Below are 19,258 nucleotides of genomic sequence, written 5' to 3'. Positions count from 1 at the left end.
TGGGGAACGGCTCAGTAGAACCGAACGGGACGGCCCGTCACAGCCCGACATCGAGCGGTCGCGCCCCAGGACGGGTGTGCGGCAAGCGGGGTGGTACCGCGGCGCTCGCGCAACCGCGCGGCGTCGTCCCCGGGCCGGGCCCTTGGGAGAAACACACCGTGAGCGAACGCAGCTATCCGAAGCCGGCCGCCGGCGCCCCCGACTTCCCGGCAGCCGAGGCCGAGGTCCTCGACTACTGGGGCGCCGACGACACTTTCCGGGCCAGCATCGCCCGCCGTGACGGCGCGCAGGAGTACGTGTTCTACGACGGGCCGCCGTTCGCCAACGGCCTGCCGCACTACGGACATCTGCTGACCGGCTACGTCAAGGACATCGTGCCGCGCTACCGCACCATGCGCGGCTACAAGGTGGAGCGCCGGTTCGGTTGGGACACCCACGGGCTGCCCGCCGAGCTTGAGGTGGAGCGCCAGCTCGGCATCACCGACAAGTCGCAGATCGACGCCATGGGCATCGCCGCGTTCAACCAGGCGTGCCGGGAGTCGGTGCTGCGCTACACCTCCGAGTGGCAGGCCTACGTCACCCGCCAGGCCCGCTGGGTGGACTTCGACAACGACTACAAGACCCTCGACCTGCCGTTCATGGAGTCGGTGCTGTGGGCGTTCAAGCAGCTCTGGGACAAGGGCCTGGCCTACGAGGGCTACCGGGTGCTGCCGTACTGCTGGCGCGACGAGACCCCGCTGTCCAACCACGAGCTGCGGATGGACGACGACGTCTACAAGAGCCGCCAAGACCCGGCGCTGACCGTCGGGTTCCGGATCGTCGGCGGCGGACCGGCCGGTGATCTCGAGGGCGCTCACCTGTTGGTGTGGACCACCACCCCGTGGACACTGCCGTCCAACCAGGCGGTCGCGGTCAACCCGGACGTGACGTATGTGCAGGTCGCGGCGGGGGAGCGACGATACCTGCTGGCCGAGGCGCGACTGGGCGCCTACGCCCGCGAGCTCGGTCTGGGCGAGGGCGACGAGCCCCAGGTGCTGGGCAGCTACCGCGGCTCGGAGCTGCTCGGGCTGCAGTACGCGCCGCCGTTCCCGTACTTCATGGACTCGCCGAATGCCTTCCGGGTGCTGGCCGCGGACTTTGTGTCCACCGAGGACGGCACCGGCATCGTGCACCTGGCGCCGGCCTACGGCGAGGACGACAAGAACACCACCGACCCGGCCGGAATCACCCCGGTGACGCCGGTGGACGCCAAGGGCCGCTTCGACTCGACCGTGCCCGACTACGCCGGCCAGCACGTCTTCGACGCGAACAAGGCGATCATCGCCGACCTCAAGAACGGCACCGGCCCGGCCGCGGCCAACGGCGCGGTGCTGGTGCGCCATGAGACCTACGAGCACCCGTACCCGCACTGCTGGCGCTGCCGCAACCCGCTGATCTACAAGGCGGTATCGTCGTGGTTCGTCCGGGTCACCGAATTCCGGGACCGGATGGTCGAACTCAACGAGCAGATCACCTGGTACCCCGAGCACATCAAGGACGGGATCTTCGGCAACTGGCTGCGCGGTGCGCGCGACTGGTCGATCTCCCGAAACCGCTACTGGGGCACCCCGATTCCGGTGTGGAAGTCCGACGATCCGGCCTACCCGCGGATCGATGTCTACGGCAGCCTGGATGAGCTGGAGCGCGACTTCGGGGTGCGGCCCGACAATCTGCACCGGCCCTATATCGACGAGCTGACCCGGCCCAATCCCGACGACCCGACCGGCCGTTCGACGATGCGGCGGATCCCCGACGTGCTGGACGTGTGGTTCGACTCCGGGTCCATGCCGTATGCCCAGGTGCATTACCCGTTCGAAAACTCCGAATGGTTCGACGGCGGCGCGGGGCAGGCAGCTCACTACCCGGGTGACTTCATCGTCGAATACATCGGCCAGACCCGCGGCTGGTTCTACATGATGCATGTGCTGGCGACCGCGTTGTTCGACCGACCGGCGTTCAAAACCTGTGTGGCGCACGGCATTGTGCTGGGCAGCGACGGGCAGAAGATGAGCAAGTCGTTGCGCAACTACCCGGACGTGAGCGAGGTGTTCGACCGCGACGGCTCCGACGCCATGCGCTGGTTCCTGATGGCCTCGCCGATCCTGCGCGGCGGGAACCTGATCGTCACCGAGGCGGGCATCCGGGAAGGCGTGCGCCAGGTGATGCTGCCGCTGACCAACGCCTACAGCTTCCTGACGCTGTATGCCCCGAAACCCGGTGTCTGGCGCACCGATTCGGCACACGTGCTGGATCGTTACATCCTGGCCAAGCTGGCGTCGCTGCGCGACGACCTGACCGAGGCCCTGGACGTCTGCGACATCTCCGGTGCCTGCGAGCAACTGCGACAGTTCACCGAAGCACTGACCAACTGGTATGTGCGGCGCTCCCGGCAACGGTTCTGGGACGAAGACGCCGACGCGATCGACACCCTGCACACCGTGCTGGAGGTCACCGCGCGGCTGGCCGCGCCGTTGCTGCCGCTCACCACCGAGGTGATCTGGCGCGGTGTCACCGGGGAGCGGTCGGTCCACCTGACCGACTGGCCCGAGGCCGCCGATCTGCCCGCGGACGCCGCGCTGGTCGCGGCGATGGACCAGGTGCGCGAGGTGTGCTCGGCTGCGTCGTCGGTGCGCAAGGCGCACCAACTGCGGGTCCGGTTGCCGCTGCCCAAACTCACCGTCGCCGTCGACGACCCGCAGCGGCTGGCACCGTTCACCGACCTGATCGCCGACGAGCTGAATGTCAAGGCGGTCGAGCTGACCGACGACATCGCCGGCTACGGGCGATTCGATCTGGCGGTCAACGCGAAGGTGGCCGGTCCCCGCCTGGGCAAGGACGTGCAGGCCGCGATCAAAGCGGTCAAAGCGGGCGAGGGCGTCGTCAACCCGGACGGCACGCTGAGCGCCGGGACGTTGACCTTGCTCGAGGGCGAGTACACCTCCAAGCTGGTGGCCGCCGACCCGGAGTACACCGTCGCGTTGCCCGAAGGCGCCGGCCTGGTGGTGCTCGACAGCGCCGTGACGCCCGAACTGGAAGCCGAGGGCTGGGCCAAGGACCGCATCCGGGAACTGCAAGAGCTGCGCAAAAGCAGCGGCCTGGAGGTGTCCGACCGGATCAGTGTGGTGATCGCGGTGCCCGAGCAGCGGCTGGCCTGGGCGCAGACTCATGCCGAGTTGATCGCCGGAGAAATCTTGGCGACCAGTTTCGAATTCGGCGACCCGACCGATTCCGTGGAAATCGGGGACGGCGTGCGGGTGTCCATCACCAAGGCCTGACACTTCGGCGTCGGAATTGCGACTCCGGCCAGGGCTGACTTTCTCGCGGCCAGATTCTTATGGTCGACCGCGGCCGGTGGCCGGGGCCTGCGTCGTTCGCTGTTGACGGCTCGAACACGGCATTCATGCAGTATGTGGTGGTAAAAAACGCCTCCGCCGAGGTGCGCAGGCACCGCTGGTGCGGGGGGTGAAACATCGGTGAAACAGCCCTGAACTGCCACATCAGCCACTTCAGGGGCAGTTCTTCCCCGATTAACCTTCAGGCCATACGAACAGTTGTCTGCGGTTGGTTCTGACCCACCCGAATTGTCAGGAAGCTGGCAAGCCGTTGCGTGACGCAACTCGGGTGGGTCGGTTCATTACTTGGCTAGAGGGGCAGGGGATTCATGGATTTCGGGGCACTCCCGCCGGAAGTCAACTCCGCGCGAATGTACGCCGGCCCGGGCTCGGCACCGCTGCTGGCCGCCGCGGCGAACTGGTCGGCGATGGCGACGGAGCTGCACTACACCGCCACGTCGTACGCCTCGGTGATCGCTGAGCTGGCGGACTCGGCCTGGCAGGGCCCCTCAGCCGCGTCGATGACGGCGGCAGCGGGACCGTACGCGGCATGGCTGAAGGCCACCGCGGTGGGGGCTGAGGAGACGGCGCTGAAGGCCACCGCTGCCGCCGGTGCCTATGAGGCCGCCTACGCCGCCACCGTGCCGCCGCCGGTGATCGCCGCCAACCGCACCCTGCTGGCCTCGCTGGTCGCCACCAACTTCCTGGGACAGAATGCCCCGGCGATCGCGGCCACCGAAGCGCAGTACGGCGAGATGTGGGCCCAGGATGCGGCCGCGATGTACGCCTACGCCGGCTCGTCGGCAACCGCCAGCCAGCTGGCCCCGTTCAACACCCCGCCGGAGACGACGAACGGCAGCGGCCAGATCAGCCAGTCCGCGGCCGCCTCCAGCGCGGAGTCGAGTCTGCCCGACTTTCTGGACAAGATTCCGAACGCCCTGCAGAACATGCTGAACATGACGCCGACCCAGATCGTGGACGACTACCAGGCGATCATCAAGACCCTCACCGGCGTGATCAGCACGGCCAACGGCCCCTACGGCCTCAACCTCGCCAGCTCGGCGCGCAGCATCTACCAGATGGCCATCAGTATCCCGTCGGTGGCCAACGGACTCGGAAACCTGACCAGCACGCTCAACCCCAAGCCGATCGTCGGCGCCTTGTCGCCGTTGCTGTCCAGCCCGCTGCTGAGCGGCTCGCACGCCGTCCCGGCGGCGGTGTCGGGCGCCGTGGGCCGGGCCGGCCTGATCGGGGCGTTGTCAGTTCCGTCGACCTGGGCCAGCGCCGTTCCTGCGGTCAAGGCCGCGACCGTGGCGTTGCAGGCCAGTGTGCTCGAAGCCGCCCCGGCGCTCGCGGTGAACGGCGAGGGTGTGCTGGCCGGCCAGATGGCGCTGTCGAGTCTGGCGGGGCGGGCTATCGGCACACCGATACGGCAGGCAGCGGGAGCCACCACCACCCGAGCCATCAGCGCCATCACCCATGTCACCAATAACCAGACGGCACCGGATATCGCCACCACCGCCACCGTCATCGTCATCCCGCCGATCGCGAAGTAACGAAAGCAGGTCGCGTTCATGGTTTTTCAGAGTTTCGCAGCGCAGCCCCCCGAGGTCATCTCCGGCCAGCTGTATTCAGGACCGGGCGCTGACCCACTGTTCGCCGCCGCGGCGGCCTGGTCGGGGCTGGGCGCCGAGTTGCACGCCGCCGCAACCTCTTACCAGGCGGCGCTGGCCAGCCTCAGCGGCGGCTGGCAGGGGCCGGCGGCGGCGGCCATGGCGGCCGCCGCAGCGCCCTATGTGACGTGGCTGTCGACCACCGCGGCGCAGGCCGAGCAGACCGCCGCCCAGGCGACGGCCGCAGCCGCCGCCTATGAGTCGGCCTTCGCCGGAATCGTGCCGCCGCCGGCGATCGCCGCCAACCGCAGTCAACTGGCGTCGCTGGTGGCCACGAACATTCTCGGACAGAACAGCACGGCGATCGCCGCCGTCGAGGCGGAATACGGCCGGATGTGGGCGCAGGATGTGGCCGCGATGCAGGGCTACGCCGGTGCTTCGGCGGAGGCGACCAATCTGACCTCGTTCACCGCGGCGCCGCGGACCACCAACAGCGACGCGGGGAGCGCGGACGCCACCGCGGAGCCCGACCTGATTCAGGTGATCACCAAGGAGATCAACGATCTGACCTCGGCCTATAACACCGGGTGGCAGAACATGATCGATGGGGCCCTCGGCACCACCTATGGGCATTCGTTGTGGGAGAGCCACCTCTCCCTGGCTAACGGCGTCAGCGGCCAGACCGGGTGGGTCAACGCCACGCATGCCAGCACCAACCTGGGCATCACCCAGTTCCGGTCCGGGTACAAGGCAGTGGTCCCGGTGATTCCGAAGTCGGCGCTGGGCGGCCTGCACAGCTCCGGATTGACCGCGGGCACCGGCCTGACGAGGGCCGCCGGGGCCGCGGCGGGCAGCGCGATGCGCGTAGGGGCGCTCTCGGTGCCGCCGAACTGGGCCAGCGCCACCTCGGCGATCCAGCTGGCCTCCACGTCGCTGCCGCAGACGGCGCTGGGCGCTGCTCCGGCAGCGGGAACCGTGCCGGGCATGCTCGCCCCGGCGGCCCTGGGCAGTGCGGCCGGGGGTGCACTGGGTGCGCCGGCCACCCGAACGGTGGCCCCGGTCGCCCGGGTGGTGTCGACCAATATCAAGGACCGCGAGGCGCCGGTCCCACTCGACCAGGTCATCGCGCAATTGCAGCAGACGCCGGATGTGGTGCAGCATTGGAACGTCGACCAGGCCGGCCTCGACGAGCTGGTCGCCAAGCTGTCCCTGAAACCGGGCATCCACGCCGTGCACGTCCTCGACGACGAGGACAGTGCGCTTGCCGGATCGCAGTCCGCGCTCGGCTGACGCATCCCCGATGCCTCACGACTTCGGCCGCCCCAGGAGGACCCCTATGAAGCTGTTGTTCGTCCCGCTCGTCGCCGCCGCGGCGCTTGTCCTCGCCGCACCCGGGCACGCCGACCCCAATGCGGTGGAGGTGAGCACGGTCGACAGTACGGAGTTCATCACCTCGCTTCGGCAGGTCGGGATCATCTTCGACGACCCGGCTCAAGCGGTGGCCGCCGCTGAAGCGCTCTGCGGGTTGGCGGCCAACGGTGAAACAAGTCTGGAACTGCTGAACGACATCACCGAAGCCAACCCCGACCTGACCGTCGCCGACGCGGCCCGGTTCGCGGCGATCTCGGCGAAAACCTACTGCCCACACCAGCTCAACAAGGGTGGCGGAGGGTCGAAGTAGCGCTCCGTCAGGGCTTGACGGCCAGCCAGCGCTGTTGCCCGCCTGCGGTGGCCACCGCCACGTCGCGGAAACCTATGCTGCGCAAGCGGTCCGGCAACGCGTCGGGGGAGACGGGGTTGTAGGTATCGCGGAAATGCATCAGCTGGAACACCGTCGAGTGCACACCGTCGCTGCCGGCGAAGACCGCGCCGGGCCGCAGCACACGGAAAGCCTCGGCGAATAGTCGGTCCTGCAACGCGGGTGTCGGAACGTGGTGCAACATCGTGAAACACACCACTGAACTGAACTCGTCCGACGGCAGACCGGTATCGGTGCCGTCGCCGTTGATGATGTGGGCGCGCGAGCCGTACTTCGCCTGCAGGCGTTCGGTCATCGGCGGGTCGATCTCGACGGCCGTCAGCCGGGGCGTCATGTCCACCAGACACCGCATGTTGGCTCCATAGCCCGGGCCGATCTCCAGGGTGCTGTCGCCGAGGTCGACGTCTGCCAGCGCCCACGGCAGGAGTTCGCGCTCGACGCTGCGCGCCCAGTACCGGGAACTGCAACACAGCCGGTGAACCAGATTCATCGCCATCGTCTCGACACTAGTCGGATGCCGTCCGGAGCCGGCGCGCCCAATAGGCTGAACGCCGTGGACGCCCGATGGGTCCTGCACCTGGATATGGACGCGTTTTTCGCGTCCGTCGAGCAATTGACCCGCCCGACGTTGCGGGGCCGGCCGGTATTGGTCGGCGGGCTCGGCGGCCGCGGTGTGGTGGCCGGGGCCAGCTACGAGGCGCGGGTTTTCGGCGCCCGATCGGCGATGCCGATGCACCAGGCGCGTCGGCTGGTGGGCGCCCCGGCCGTGGTGCTGCCGCCTCGTGGCGCCGTGTACGGCATGGCCAGCCGTCGGGTTTTCGAGACCGTGCGGGCGGTGATCCCGGTCGTCGAGCAGCTCTCCTTCGACGAGGCGTTCGGTGAACCGGCCGAGCTGGCCGGCGCAAGCGATGCGGAGGTCCTGCGGTTCTGCGAACACCTTCGCCGCCGGGTACGCGACGAGACCGGCTTGGTGGCGTCGGTCGGGGCGGGTTCGGGCAAGCAGATCGCCAAGATCGCCTCCGATCTGGCAAAGCCGGACGGGGTGCGCGTCGTCAGCCGCTCCGAGGAACGGCTGTTGCTGGACGGGCTTCCGGTGCGCCGGCTGTGGGGGATCGGTCCGGTCGCCGAGGAGAAGCTGCACCGGCTGGGCATCGACACGATCGGCCAGCTCGCCGCGCTGACCGACAACGAGGTCGCCGATATTCTGGGCGCCACCATCGGCCCGGCACTGCACCGACTGGCCCGGGGGATCGACGACCGGCGGGTCGCCGAACGTGCTGAGGCCAAACAGATCAGCGCCGAATCGACCTTCGCGGTGGACCTGACCACCTTGGACCAGCTGCGCGCTGAGATCGGTCCGATCGGTGAACACGCCTACCGCAGACTGCTGCGCGACGGGCGCGGCGCTCGCACCGTGACGGTGAAACTCAAGAAGGCCGACATGAGTGTGCTGACCCGATCGGCCACGCTGCCCTATGCGACCACCGACGCCGCCGCGCTCACGGCGGCGGCCGGCCGGCTGCTGCTCGATCCGCAGGAGATCGGCCCGATCCGGCTGCTCGGCGTGGGGTTCTCCGGGCTGACCGATGTCCGGCAGGAGTCGCTGTTCCCGGATCTGGAGTTTCCAGACCTGGGAGTCATCGCGCCCGAAATGACGGCGCGGGAACCACTATCCCCGCCCACCACGGCGCCGTGGCGGGTCGGTGATGACGTCAGCCACCCTGACCTCGGCCACGGCTGGGTGCAGGGAGCCGGCCACGGGGTGATGACGGTCCGGTTCGAAACGCGCGGCTCGGGCCCCGGTCCGGTGCGGACGTTCCCCGACGACGAGCCCGAGATCAGCCGCGCTGACCCCGTCGCGAGCCTGGACTGGCCGGACTACGTCACGCGCCCGGAGGAACCCGGCTAGCGGTGCGGGTCGTCACCACAGCACGCCGTAGACGCTGGACAGGGTGAAGCCATGGTGGCCATAGCCTTTGCAGGTCACCGTGCCCTGGTAGCCGACTGCGCAGCTGGAGCCCCAGTTCTCCAGTCGATGGCCCTCCGGCAGCACATCCACGTCCCGGGTGAACGAGGCGATGTCGCCATGGCGGTATGCCGCGGGCACCCCGCCGACTTCGAGCACGGTCTGGTTGGTGCCGGCGGGAGCGTCCATCGGCACCGCATCGCAGCCGATCGGCCCGCCATTGGGGCCGATACCGCACGAGCGGCCGTCCGGAGTTCTGAAGAAGACCCAGTAGAAGTCGGTCGGCGATGAGTACCGGCCGGTGGCGACGGGGTAGTCGTCGATGGCGTCCGCCCCGGGCGGCGGCTCGGCCCGAACCGCGGCGGCAGTCCCGACCGTGAGAACGGCGGCGCCCACGAGGGCGAGAATCCTGGCCATGGTCAGCCCCACCGGTCGATGACCTCGCCGACCGGCTGCCCGGCCGCAAGCGCCGCCATCAGCAGGATCCGTGCCTGCGGCGGCCGCAGCCGCGGCACCATCAGCGCACCCGCCGCCACCAGGGCCCGGCCGGGACCGTAGTCCGCGCCGATGCGGCCATCCGGAACCCGGCTGGACACCGCGACCACGAGTCCGGCCGCGCAGTGCCGGCGCACCCCGTCGATCACCGCCGACGTGGCGTTGCCCGACCCGAGTGCGGACAACACCACCCCGCGCGCACCGGCGGCGGCGCAGGCGTCCAGAGCGACGGTATCGGCGCCCGCGTACAGCGCCACGACATCCACCCGCGGCACGGTGTCCGTCGCGCCGAGGTAGGGCCGAGTCTTGTCGCCGGTCAGGCTGACTCGGCCGTCGGCAACGGTGCCCAGCAGCGGACCGGTGAAGCCGGTCAGCCCGGTGATGGTCGCCTTCTGCAGACCCAGCGGGGCCAGCACCCGCCCGGCGAAGCACATCAGCACCCCCAGTCCCCGGGCGGACGGGTCCGCGGCCAGCGCCAGGGCGTCGCGCAGGTTGCCCGGCCCGTCGGCGTCGGGGGCGTCCGCGCCGCGCTGGGCCCCGGTCAGCACGACCGGAGCGTCGCCGGTGTAGCCGAGTTCCAACCAGAGCGCACCCTCTTCGCAGGTGTCGGTGCCGTGCGTGACCACCACCCCGTCGGCGCCGCCGTCCACGGCCGCGTTAACCGCGGCGAGCAGCGCAGCCCAGTCGGCCGGACCCAGCTCCGAGCTGTCCCGCGCCATCAGGTCCACCACCGTGACGTCTGCCGCGCCGGTGTCTGCCAGCAGGTCCGAACCGCTGCGGGCGGGCCGCAGCGCCCCATCGCCCTGGGTGCTGCAGGAGATGGTTCCGCCGGTGGTGATGACGGTGATGCGCTTGGACAGCATGCGGCGATCATGCCGCACCTGGGTTAAGGGATGATGGGGGGCGTGAGTGACGAGACAACCGACTCGACCGAGACGGAGGTGGACCCGGCCCCGGCGCCTGAGGCGGAGCCGCCCGCCCCGCCCCGCCGGCTGGGACTGCTGCTGTCGGTGGCCGCGGTGGTGCTGGTGGCCGACGTCGTCACCAAGGTGCTCGCGGTGAAGATGCTCACCCCCGGCCAGCCCGTGCCGATCATCGGCGACACCGTGACCTGGACCCTGGTCCGCAACTCCGGCGCCGCGTTCTCCATGGCCACCAGCTACACCTGGGTGTTGACGCTGATCGCCAGCTCGGTGGTGCTCGGCATCATCTGGATGTCGCGCCGCTTGGTGTCGCCCTGGTGGGCGATCGGTCTGGGAATGATCCTCGGCGGGGCGCTGGGCAACCTGGTGGACCGGTTCTTCCGGGCGCCCGGGCATTTGCAGGGCCACGTGGTCGACTTCTTGTCGATCGGCTGGTGGCCGGTGTTCAACGTCGCCGACCCGGCCGTGGTGGGCGGCGCGATCCTGCTGGTCGCGCTGTCGGTGTTCGGCTTCGACTTCGACGCGGTGGGCCGCCGACGCGCGGGCGACGGCGAGCAGGCCTGATGCGGCTGTGACCGAACGATCCATGCCGGTCCCCGAGGGACTGGCCGGTATGCGTGTCGACGCCGGGCTGGCCCGCCTGTTGGGCCTGTCGCGCAATGTGGTCGCGACGCTGGCCGAAAACGGGGACGTGGAACTGGACGGCGTCGCTGTCGGCAAGTCCGATCGGCTGGTCGCCGGTGCGTGGCTGCAGGTGCGGCTGCCTGAAGCGCCGCCGCCGCTGGAGAACACCCCGGCCGAGGTCGAGGGCATGACGATCTTGTACTCCGACGCCGATATCGTCGCCGTCGACAAACCCGCCGGGGTCGCCGCGCACGCGTCCGTGGGGTGGACCGGGCCCACCGTGCTGGGCGGCCTGGCCGCAGCCGGGTATCGGATCACCACCTCCGGGGTCCCGGAACGTCAGGGCATCGTGCACCGCCTGGACGTCGGGACCTCCGGGGTGATGGTGGTGGCGATCTCCGAACGCGCCTACACCGCACTCAAACGCGCGTTCAAGGCGCGCACCGTGGAGAAGCGCTACCACGCACTGGTGCAGGGCCATCCGGACCCGTCCAGCGGGACCATCGACGCACCGATCGGGCGGCATCACGGACCGGACTGGAAATTCGCGGTGACCGCCGATGGACGGCACAGCATCACCCACTACGACACGGTGGAGGCGTTCGTCGCCGCGAGCCTGCTCGACGTGCACCTGGAAACCGGCCGCACCCACCAGATCCGGGTGCACTTCTCGGCCCTGCGCCATCCGTGCTGCGGTGACCTCACCTACGGGGCTGACCCGACACTGGCGCGCAAGCTCGGACTAGAACGCCAGTGGCTGCACGCCCGCTCACTGGCCTTCGCCCACCCCGGCGACGGGCGGCGCATCGAGATCACCAGCGAATACCCGGCGGATCTGCAGCACGCACTGGACGTTCTGCACCGCTGACTCAGGGCTTGCGGGCCTCGACGAGCACCCGGCAGCGATGCCGTTAGCTGGATTCGTCGGCCGGCTTGGCTGACTTCGGCGGCCGGATCTTGAAGGAGATGCGCAGTTTGGTGCGGTAGATGATGCCGCCTTTGTCGTCGAGGGTGAGGTCCTGCTCGACGACCTGGGCGACGCGGATGTCGTCGATGGTCTGCTTGGCCCGGTGCACCGCTTCGGCCGCGGCGTTCTCCCAGGACGACGGGCTGGTCCCGATGATGTCGATCACCCGGTACACGCTCATGTATGACTCTCCTCGCTTTCGCCGAACCTCAACGTAGTGCACCGCGGCGGCCGCTGTCCCGGGAAACGACAGCCGAGGAGACACGACCGGCGACACGCCCGAAAGCGTCGGTGCTCGGCCATAGACTGGCGGTCCTATGGACAGTTCATCGTCGCGGTCCTTCGTGCACCTGCATAACCACACCGAGTACTCGATGCTCGACGGCGCGGCGAAGATCGCCCCGATGCTGGCCGAGGCGCAGCGCTTGGAGATGCCCGCGATCGGGATGACCGACCACGGAAACATGTTCGGCGCCAGCGAGTTCTACAACGCGGCGACCAAGGTCGGCATCAAGCCGATCATCGGGGTGGAGGCCTACATCGCCCCGGGCTCGCGTTTCGACACCCGGCGGGTTCATTGGGGCGACCCCGGCCAGAAGAGCGACGACGTCTCCGGCGGCGGCTCCTACACCCACCTCACCATGATGGCCGAGAACGCCACCGGGTTACGCAACCTGTTCAGGCTGTCCTCGCTGGCTTCCTTCGAGGGCCAGCTCGGCAAATGGTCGCGGATGGACGCCGAGATCATTGCCGAGCACGCCGAGGGCATCATCGCCACCACCGGCTGCCCGTCCGGTGAGGTGCAGACCCGGCTGCGCCTGGGCCAGGATCGCGAGGCGCTGGAATCGGCCGCCAAATGGCGGGAGATCTTCGGCGCGGAGAATTACTTCCTCGAGGTGATGGACCACGGTCTGTCCATCGAGCGCCGGGTACGCGACGGGCTGCTGGAGGTCGGCCGCAAGCTCGGCATCCCGACGTTGGCCACCAACGACTGCCACTACGTCACCCGCGACGCCTCGCAGAACCACGAGGCACTGTTGTGCGTGCAGACCGGCAAGACACTGTCGGATCCCACCCGGTTCAAGTTCGACGGCGACGGCTACTACCTGAAGTCGGCCGCCGAGATGCGCGCGCTCTGGGACGACCAGCTGCCGGAGGCCTGTGACTCGACCCTGCTGATCGCCGAGCGGGTGCAGTCCTATGCCGATGTGTGGGCTCCGCGCGACCGGATGCCGGTGTTCCCGGTTCCCGACGGCCACGACCAGGGGACCTGGCTGCGCCACGAGGTGCAGGCCGGTCTTCAAAGGCGCTTTCCCGCAGGTGTGCCGAGCGAGTACACCGATCGTGCTTCGTACGAGATCGACGTCATCTGCGGCAAGGGATTTCCGTCGTACTTCCTGATCGTGGCGGACCTGATCAACTACGCCCGTTCGATCAACATCCGGGTGGGCCCGGGCCGAGGGTCGGCCGCCGGGTCGCTGGTGGCCTACGCGCTGGGCATCACCAACATCGACCCGATCCCGCACGGCCTGCTGTTTGAACGCTTCCTCAACCCGGAACGGCCGTCGGCGCCCGACATCGACATCGACTTCGACGACCGTCGCCGCGGTGAGATGGTGCGCTACGCCGCCGAGCGGTGGGGCAGTGACCGGGTCGCTCAGGTGATCACCTTCGGCACCATTAAAACCAAAGCAGCGCTGAAGGATTCAGCGCGTGTGCACTACGGCCAGCCGGGCTATGCGATCGCCGACCGGATCACCAAGGCGCTGCCTCCTCCCATCATGGCCAAGGACATCCCGCTGTCGGGCATCACCGACCCGAACCACGAGCGGTACAAGGAAGCCGCCGAGGTTCGTGGGCTGATCGACACCGACCCCGATGTGCGCACCATCTACGAGACGGCGCGTGGCCTGGAGGGCCTGGTCCGCAACGCCGGCGTGCACGCCTGCGCGGTGATCATGAGCTCCGAGCCGCTGATCGACGCGATCCCGTTGTGGAAGCGCCCGCAGGACGGTGCCATCATCACCGGCTGGGACTACCCGTCGTGTGAAGAAATCGGCCTGCTGAAGATGGACTTCCTGGGCCTGCGCAACCTGACGATCATCGGCGACTGCCTGGAGAACATCAAGGCCAACCGGGGAATCGACCTGGATCTGGACACCTTGCCGTTCGATGACCCGGCCACCTACGAATTGCTGGGCCGCGGCGACACCCTGGGCGTGTTCCAGCTCGACGGCGGCCCCATGCGTGACCTGCTGCGCCGCATGCAGCCCACCGAGTTCAACGACATCGTCGCCGTGCTGGCGCTGTACCGTCCCGGCCCGATGGGCATGAACGCCCACAACGACTACGCCGACCGCAAGAACAATCGCCAGGCCATCAAACCCATCCACCCCGAGCTCGAAGAGCCGCTGCGCGACATCCTGTCCGAGACCTACGGCCTGATCGTCTACCAAGAGCAGATCATGTTCATCGCCCAGAAGGTGGCCTCCTACACCATGGGCAAGGCCGATGCGCTGCGTAAAGCCATGGGCAAGAAGAAGCTTGAAGTGCTCGAAGCCGAATACAAGGGCTTCTACGAGGGGATGACCGCCAACGGCTTCTCCGAGAAGGCCGTGAAAGCTTTGTGGGACACCATTCTTCCGTTCGCCGGCTACGCGTTCAACAAGTCGCACGCGGCCGGATACGGCCTGGTGTCGTACTGGACGGCGTACCTCAAGGCCAACTACCCGGCCGAATACATGGCCGGGCTGTTGACGTCGGTCGGTGACGACAAGGACAAGGCCGCGGTCTACCTGGCCGACTGCCGCCGGCTGGGGATCACCGTGCTGCCACCCGACGTCAATGAATCCGAGCTGAACTTCGCCTCGGTGGGGGAGGACATCCGTTACGGGCTGGGCGCGGTACGCAACGTCGGCGCCAACGTCGTCAGCTCGCTGATCAACACCCGGACAAGCAAGGGCCGATTCACCGACTTCTCCGACTACCTCAACAAGATCGACATCGCGGCTTGCAACAAGAAGGTCACCGAATCCTTGATCAAGGCCGGCGCCTTCGACTCGCTCGGGCATCCGCGCAAGGGGCTGTTCCTGGTGCACACCGACGCGGTCGACTCCGTACTGGGCACCAAGAAGGCCGAAGCGGTGGGGCAGTTCGACCTGTTCGGCGGGGGAGACGGCGAAAGCTCCGGAACCGATGCCGTTTTCGGCATCAAGGTGCCCGACGAGGAGTGGGCCGACAAGCACAAGCTGGCCTTGGAACGGGAGATGCTCGGCCTCTATGTCTCCGGGCATCCGCTCAACGGCATCGCGCATCTGCTGGCTGCCCAGGTCGACACCCAGATCCCGGCGATCCTGGAAGGTGACGTCGCCGCCGACACCCAGGTGCGGGTCGGCGGCATCCTGGCATCGGTGAACCGCCGGGTCAACAAGAACGGACTGCCCTGGGCCTCGGCACAATTGGAGGATCTCACCGGCGGCATCGAGGTGATGTTCTTTCCGCAGACCTACTCCGCCTACGGAGCGGAGGTCGCCGACGACGCCGTGGTGCTGGTCAGTGCCAAAGTGAACATCCGCGACGACCGGATCTCACTGATCGCCAACGAGCTGGTGGTGCCGGACTTCTCCGCCAACGCCGCGGATCGTCCGCTGGCGGTGAGTCTGCCGACCCGGCAGTGCACGATGGACAAGGTCAGCGCGCTCAAGCAGGTGCTGACCCGCCATCCCGGCACCGCGCAAGTGCAGCTGCGGCTGATCAGCGGGGAGCGCATCACCGTGCTGGAACTGGATGCCTCGCTGCGAGTGACGCCGTCGTCGGCGTTGATGGGGGATTTGAAGGCATTGCTCGGCCCGGGCTGCTTGGGCGGGTAACCGACGAACGCGGCATCCGGCCGGAATGCGTGCTACCGCGCGAGCGGGTCCACCCGGACGATCACACTGTCCGGCCACAGGTTGCGGGTTCGGGCGCGCCGCCACTTCTCCCGGAGCGGCAGATCCCGATGCACATTGGTGACGCCGGGTACCGGGATCATCGGCACCACGTTCCACTGCCAGCCGTACCGCCGGTGCAGGGTGCGGTTGGCGGCTTCGGCCTCATCGCCGGACAGAATGGCGGCCCGGCCCAGTAGCGCCGCCGCCGGCTGACGGCGCCGTCCGCGGTAGTCGCAGGCGGTCAACTCGACCTCGGGGCGCGCGGTCAGCCGTCGAGTCTTTGGCCCGACCTTGGTCCGAAACAGCACGGTGCCGCCCTCGACTGCGAACCACACCGGGGTGTCCATGGGCGTGCCGTCGCGGCGGAAGGAGCGCAGCAGCGCGTAGCGCGCGTCCCTCAGATCTTCCAGTGGTAGGTGGTGCATGCCACCAGGGAACAACTTAGAGTTGACTTCAAGTCAAGTCCTCTGGAGGTGCCGTTGGCCGGACGGTTGACCATCGGCGAGGTCGCTCACCGCAGCGGCGTCGCCGCGACCACCTTGCGCTATTACGAGCGGATCGGTCTGCTGGCCGCTCCGGTTCGGGTGGGCGGCCAGCGCCGCTATGACGGTGCGGTGCTGGCCCGGCTAGAGGTGATCGGCCTGTGCAAGACGGCGGGGTTCACGCTCGACGAGATTCAGCTGCTGTTCGCCGACGATGCACCCGGGCGCCCGGCCAGTCAGGCGCTGGCCAAGGCCAAGCTCGCCGAGATCGACGCCCAATTGGAGTCATTGTCACGCGCCCGCGCGGTCATCGAGTGGGGAATGCGGTGCACTTGTCCGTCCATCGATGCGTGTACCTGTGGAATTCATCCGCCGCAAGTCTGAATCTCAACGTTACGGTTAGATCTGTTTCCTATAACAACATCGCATAACTGGTGTAACGTCTGAAACTTCTCGCACAACAGGTGTGGCCTCGGGGGGAGGTAGAGACTGTTGAGGGCTGTGCGGAGCCGATTTTGGCGGGCGCACTGACGCAAATAACCGAACTTTACCCAAGAGTAGAATTAGCATAGGATATCAATGCTGTAACACAGGCGTAACGCAACACGCCTGTTGATTCACAGCAATGTATGAGCTTGAACAACACGGAGGCAGTCATGTGGGTTTCGCGTCGTCTTCTCAACCTGCTCGGGATGGGCGCTGCCGCCGCGTTCGCCGCGCTGGTGATTCCGGTGTCAACCGCCAACGCGGCGGGGGACCCCTTCCTGGACGGCGGCCCGTACGAGACCTGCGACGGCGCGGTCTGCATGGTGATGGGTGACATACTGGATGGTGGCTGGACCTACCAGGGCGTTCGCCCGTTCATCACCGACTGGAAGGGCGACCAGCCCTACACAATCACCTACACCGACGGCGACAACACGATCGACGCCGGGACTTACAACATCAAGATCGAGGACTACTGGAACTCGTTCTTCTCCACCAAGGCCTACCAATTCGGTGACTTCAACGCCAATCCCAACCTGCCCGCCGACTTCGATCTCAGCAGCCTGGGCAACTTCGGATACCTGTCCGGATCCTCGGTCTACGAGGTCAACATCGGTGACTTCAGCAACCTGACGATCAACGGCGTGGGGCCGCACGACCTGAACTACTGGGTGGTGTCCAACGGCGACTTCTCCTACAACGTGGTGACCGACCCGATCAACTTCGCGTCGGCCGCCTACATCACGGTCGGCGACGACGACCCGATGTTCTTGTGGAACAGCCTGTTCCACTCATGGATCCCCGAGGTGCCGGACTATCTCATTCCCAACGACCCGTTCGCCAGCCTCGACTTCGACCCGTCGCAGTACCTCAGCGACGCGATCGGCAGCTTCTAACTCCTCAGCTTCAGAACTTGTAGCGCAGCACCCGGGCCTTGCCGGCCACCGACTTGAATCGGCCGGCAAGCCGGGTGATTGCGCGGGCCGGGCCGGGAAACGAATCCACCTCGGCGGCATGTGCCAGGCAGGCCTGTTCGACCAGGCGCAGGCGCGGCTCCCAGCGCTCCGGGGTGTGCGGGTCGGTGAAGCCGGGGTTGGCCCAGACATGGCGCAGCACGCTGAACATGCCCCGCGGCGCCAGCTTCATGCCCAGCCAGCTGAGCGCCCCGACCCGGCCATAGTCGTTGAACGCCAACTCGCCGGTCACGAAATGGTCGATGGCGTGCCCGATCAGCCCAACGACCTGCGGCTCGGTGAGAAAGGCGAACAGTCCGTCGGCGATCACCATGGTGGGCCGGCCGACCGGGATGCCGGCTGTCCAGTCCGTGCCGGTCAGATCGGCGGCGATCACGTGCTCCGCGCGCTGAGCCGGCACCACCTTCTCGCGCAGCGCGATCACGTGCGGCAGATCGATGCTGTACCAATCGACTCCGGCCGGCGGCTTCACCCGAGCCAACGGCTCGTTGAGCCCCGCGCCGAGGTCGACCACCACGGCGTCGGGATGCGCAGCCGTGTATGCGCGGACGCGCTCGTCGAGCATCTTGGCGCGCAGCGCGGTTTGTCGCACCACGCTCGCCGGAATCCGGAATGCCGGGAAATCGTAGTCGATCAGGCCGACGACCCGGTCGGAGAACTCGTCACCGAGAATCGGGGAGGGGGCACGACAGTCGAGTGCGCGGGCGTAGGCCGTGAGGAACGCGGTCTGCTCGACCAGACTGAACTCGGTGACGGCAATCGACATGGGCTCACCGTAAGCGATGTCGACCGCGGGCACCCGTAACGGCAAACCCGCGGCTCGGTCGGGGCGGCGCCACTAACGTCGACGCCATGGAAACCGCCACGGAAATTCTGCAGGCCTCCACCATCGCGGTGGCAGCCGACGGCCCACTCGGCTCCATCACGCTGAGTCGCCCGGACAAACTCAACCCGCTGAGCACGACGACCCTCGACGAGTTGGTGGCGGCGGCCCGCTGGTTCGATGCCCGGCCCGCCGTCAAGGTGGTGGTGGTGGCCGGCAGCGGCCGGGCGTTCTCTGCCGGCGCCGACCTGGCCACGTTCGTGGCCGCCGCCGACGGGGCCGGAGCGCTGCGAGAGGCCGCCGACGCCGGCCGGCGGATGGCGGACGCCGTCGAAGCCATGCGGGCGGTCACGGTGGCGCGGCTGCACGGTCACTGCGTAGGCGGCGGCGTCGTGTTGGCCGCAGCGTGCGATCTGCGGGTGGCCGCCGAAGACGCCCGGTTCTCCATTCCGGAGGTCGACCTGGGTATTCCGCTGGCCTGGGGCGGTATCCCGCGGTTGGTCCGCGAGATCGGGCCGGCGCTCACCAAGGAACTGGTGATGACCTGCCGCCCGTTCGGAGCCGCCGAGGCCAAGGCAATCGGCTTCCTCAACCGGGTGGTGCCCGAGGCCGACCTCGACGCCGAGGTCGACGAGTTGGTGCGCCAGCTGGTCAGCAAATCCGCACTCACGTTGGGCGGCACCAAACGGCAGGTCAACGCGGTGACCGAGGGCATGGTGGTAACCGCGCGCAGCTGGAATGAGGCCGATGCGGTGGTAACGGCCGTGCACGATTCCGAGTCCCAGGCATCAGCGATGGCATATCTGGAACGGGTCAGTCGCCGCTGAGGCGGTCGCGAACAGGAGA

The 19,258-nt window shown here is 67.9% G+C and carries 17 protein-coding genes; 11 read left to right on the top strand and 6 right to left on the bottom strand.

Going from position 1 to position 19,258, the window contains the following annotated elements:
- Window positions 1-158 precede the first annotated feature (158 nt).
- The 4 genes from ileS (at window position 159) to K3U94_RS12325 (ending at window position 6,665) form a co-directional block, all read left to right on the top strand.
- Window positions 159-3,314 carry an isoleucine--tRNA ligase gene (ileS, locus tag K3U94_RS12340; RefSeq protein ID WP_220693907.1) on the top strand — a complete coding sequence of 1,052 codons (3,156 nt, stop codon included), beginning with the start codon at window positions 159-161 and terminating at the stop codon, window positions 3,312-3,314.
- 386 nt (window positions 3,315-3,700) lie between these two features.
- The gene (locus K3U94_RS12335; RefSeq protein ID WP_220693906.1) at window positions 3,701-4,927 is read left to right on the top strand and encodes a PPE family protein; all 1,227 of its coding nucleotides are present in this window, start codon (window positions 3,701-3,703) and stop codon (window positions 4,925-4,927) included.
- Window positions 4,928-4,945: 18 nt separating this feature from the next.
- On the top strand, window positions 4,946-6,274 hold the full coding sequence (locus K3U94_RS12330) for a PPE family protein (protein WP_220693905.1): 1,329 nt from the start codon (window positions 4,946-4,948) through the stop codon (window positions 6,272-6,274).
- 46 nt (window positions 6,275-6,320) lie between these two features.
- Entirely contained in the window at window positions 6,321-6,665 is a 345-nt protein-coding gene (locus K3U94_RS12325) for a DUF732 domain-containing protein (RefSeq protein ID WP_220693904.1), read from the top strand.
- Between the two features lie 7 nt (window positions 6,666-6,672).
- Here the strand turns inward: K3U94_RS12325 and K3U94_RS12320 are convergent, their stop codons facing one another.
- Window positions 6,673-7,239 carry a class I SAM-dependent methyltransferase gene (locus K3U94_RS12320; RefSeq protein WP_047317942.1) on the bottom strand — a complete coding sequence of 189 codons (567 nt, stop codon included), beginning with the start codon at window positions 7,237-7,239 and terminating at the stop codon, window positions 6,673-6,675.
- Between the two features lie 57 nt (window positions 7,240-7,296).
- On the opposite strand from K3U94_RS12320, the gene K3U94_RS12315 reads away from it, so the two are divergent.
- Window positions 7,297-8,652: a DNA polymerase IV gene (locus K3U94_RS12315; RefSeq protein ID WP_220693903.1), complete on the top strand. Its 1,356-nt coding sequence runs from the start codon at window positions 7,297-7,299 to the stop codon at window positions 8,650-8,652.
- Between the two features lie 12 nt (window positions 8,653-8,664).
- Here K3U94_RS12315 and K3U94_RS12310 read toward each other — a convergent pair whose 3' ends face one another.
- Together K3U94_RS12310 and K3U94_RS12305 are read right to left on the bottom strand one after the other, a co-directional pair.
- Entirely contained in the window at window positions 8,665-9,126 is a 462-nt protein-coding gene (locus K3U94_RS12310; protein WP_047318117.1) for a hypothetical protein, read from the bottom strand.
- A 2-nt stretch (window positions 9,127-9,128) separates the two neighbouring features.
- Complete coding sequence (locus K3U94_RS12305) at window positions 9,129-10,067, bottom strand: asparaginase (protein WP_220693902.1); 939 nt, start codon at window positions 10,065-10,067, stop codon at window positions 9,129-9,131.
- 33 nt (window positions 10,068-10,100) lie between these two features.
- Between K3U94_RS12305 and lspA the strand changes: the two genes are divergently transcribed.
- Both lspA and K3U94_RS12295 read left to right on the top strand, forming a co-directional pair.
- The gene (lspA, locus tag K3U94_RS12300) at window positions 10,101-10,691 is read left to right on the top strand and encodes a signal peptidase II (RefSeq protein ID WP_412178176.1); all 591 of its coding nucleotides are present in this window, start codon (window positions 10,101-10,103) and stop codon (window positions 10,689-10,691) included.
- Window positions 10,692-10,713: 22 nt separating this feature from the next.
- Window positions 10,714-11,619 carry an RluA family pseudouridine synthase gene (locus K3U94_RS12295; RefSeq protein WP_220696779.1) on the top strand — a complete coding sequence of 302 codons (906 nt, stop codon included), beginning with the start codon at window positions 10,714-10,716 and terminating at the stop codon, window positions 11,617-11,619.
- 43 nt (window positions 11,620-11,662) lie between these two features.
- Here K3U94_RS12295 and K3U94_RS12290 read toward each other — a convergent pair whose 3' ends face one another.
- A complete protein-coding gene (locus K3U94_RS12290; protein WP_047317939.1) occupies window positions 11,663-11,899 on the bottom strand; it encodes a dodecin family protein in 237 nt (78 codons plus the stop codon).
- Between the two features lie 136 nt (window positions 11,900-12,035).
- Between K3U94_RS12290 and dnaE the strand changes: the two genes are divergently transcribed.
- Window positions 12,036-15,587 carry a DNA polymerase III subunit alpha gene (gene dnaE / locus K3U94_RS12285; RefSeq protein WP_047317938.1) on the top strand — a complete coding sequence of 1,184 codons (3,552 nt, stop codon included), beginning with the start codon at window positions 12,036-12,038 and terminating at the stop codon, window positions 15,585-15,587.
- Window positions 15,588-15,619: 32 nt separating this feature from the next.
- On the opposite strand, the gene K3U94_RS12280 is transcribed toward dnaE, so the two are convergent.
- Window positions 15,620-16,072 (bottom strand): PPOX class F420-dependent oxidoreductase, encoded by a 453-nt coding sequence (locus tag K3U94_RS12280; protein WP_220693901.1) that lies wholly within the window; start codon window positions 16,070-16,072, stop codon window positions 15,620-15,622.
- A gap of 54 nt (window positions 16,073-16,126) precedes the next feature.
- Between K3U94_RS12280 and K3U94_RS12275 the strand changes: the two genes are divergently transcribed.
- On the top strand, window positions 16,127-16,513 hold the full coding sequence (locus K3U94_RS12275) for a MerR family transcriptional regulator (RefSeq protein WP_047318115.1): 387 nt from the start codon (window positions 16,127-16,129) through the stop codon (window positions 16,511-16,513).
- Window positions 16,514-16,785: 272 nt separating this feature from the next.
- Window positions 16,786-17,511 (top strand): hypothetical protein, encoded by a 726-nt coding sequence (locus K3U94_RS12270; protein ID WP_220693900.1) that lies wholly within the window; start codon window positions 16,786-16,788, stop codon window positions 17,509-17,511.
- A gap of 10 nt (window positions 17,512-17,521) precedes the next feature.
- Here K3U94_RS12270 and K3U94_RS12265 read toward each other — a convergent pair whose 3' ends face one another.
- Entirely contained in the window at window positions 17,522-18,355 is an 834-nt protein-coding gene (locus tag K3U94_RS12265) for a class I SAM-dependent methyltransferase (protein ID WP_220693899.1), read from the bottom strand.
- A gap of 86 nt (window positions 18,356-18,441) precedes the next feature.
- Here K3U94_RS12265 and K3U94_RS12260 point away from each other — a divergent pair, with 86 nt between their 5' ends.
- On the top strand, window positions 18,442-19,239 hold the full coding sequence (locus K3U94_RS12260; protein WP_220693898.1) for an enoyl-CoA hydratase/isomerase family protein: 798 nt from the start codon (window positions 18,442-18,444) through the stop codon (window positions 19,237-19,239).
- Window positions 19,240-19,258 lie beyond the last annotated feature (19 nt).

The organism is Mycolicibacter heraklionensis (genome assembly GCF_019645815.1).
Taxonomy (GTDB): domain Bacteria; phylum Actinomycetota; class Actinomycetes; order Mycobacteriales; family Mycobacteriaceae; genus Mycobacterium; species Mycobacterium heraklionense.
The sequence above is the reverse complement of the archived record's forward strand: the minus strand, read 5'-3'. Positions and strand labels throughout refer to the sequence as shown.

Coding starts and splice junctions, on each gene's coding strand:
- K3U94_RS12335 (WP_220693906.1), top strand. CDS start 3,701: ATGGATTTCGGGGCACTCCCGCCGGAAGTCAACTCCGCGCGAATGTAC.
- K3U94_RS12330 (WP_220693905.1), top strand. CDS start 4,946: ATGGTTTTTCAGAGTTTCGCAGCGCAGCCCCCCGAGGTCATCTCCGGC.
- K3U94_RS12325 (WP_220693904.1), top strand. CDS start 6,321: ATGAAGCTGTTGTTCGTCCCGCTCGTCGCCGCCGCGGCGCTTGTCCTC.
- K3U94_RS12320 (WP_047317942.1), bottom strand. CDS start 7,239: ATGGCGATGAATCTGGTTCACCGGCTGTGTTGCAGTTCCCGGTACTGG.
- K3U94_RS12310 (WP_047318117.1), bottom strand. CDS start 9,126: ATGGCCAGGATTCTCGCCCTCGTGGGCGCCGCCGTTCTCACGGTCGGG.
- K3U94_RS12305 (WP_220693902.1), bottom strand. CDS start 10,067: ATGCTGTCCAAGCGCATCACCGTCATCACCACCGGCGGAACCATCTCC.
- lspA (WP_412178176.1), top strand. CDS start 10,101: ATGGGGGGCGTGAGTGACGAGACAACCGACTCGACCGAGACGGAGGTG.
- K3U94_RS12295 (WP_220696779.1), top strand. CDS start 10,714: ATGCCGGTCCCCGAGGGACTGGCCGGTATGCGTGTCGACGCCGGGCTG.
- K3U94_RS12290 (WP_047317939.1), bottom strand. CDS start 11,899: ATGAGCGTGTACCGGGTGATCGACATCATCGGGACCAGCCCGTCGTCC.
- dnaE (WP_047317938.1), top strand. CDS start 12,036: ATGGACAGTTCATCGTCGCGGTCCTTCGTGCACCTGCATAACCACACC.
- K3U94_RS12280 (WP_220693901.1), bottom strand. CDS start 16,072: ATGCACCACCTACCACTGGAAGATCTGAGGGACGCGCGCTACGCGCTG.
- K3U94_RS12270 (WP_220693900.1), top strand. CDS start 16,786: ATGTGGGTTTCGCGTCGTCTTCTCAACCTGCTCGGGATGGGCGCTGCC.
- K3U94_RS12265 (WP_220693899.1), bottom strand. CDS start 18,355: ATGTCGATTGCCGTCACCGAGTTCAGTCTGGTCGAGCAGACCGCGTTC.
- K3U94_RS12260 (WP_220693898.1), top strand. CDS start 18,442: ATGGAAACCGCCACGGAAATTCTGCAGGCCTCCACCATCGCGGTGGCA.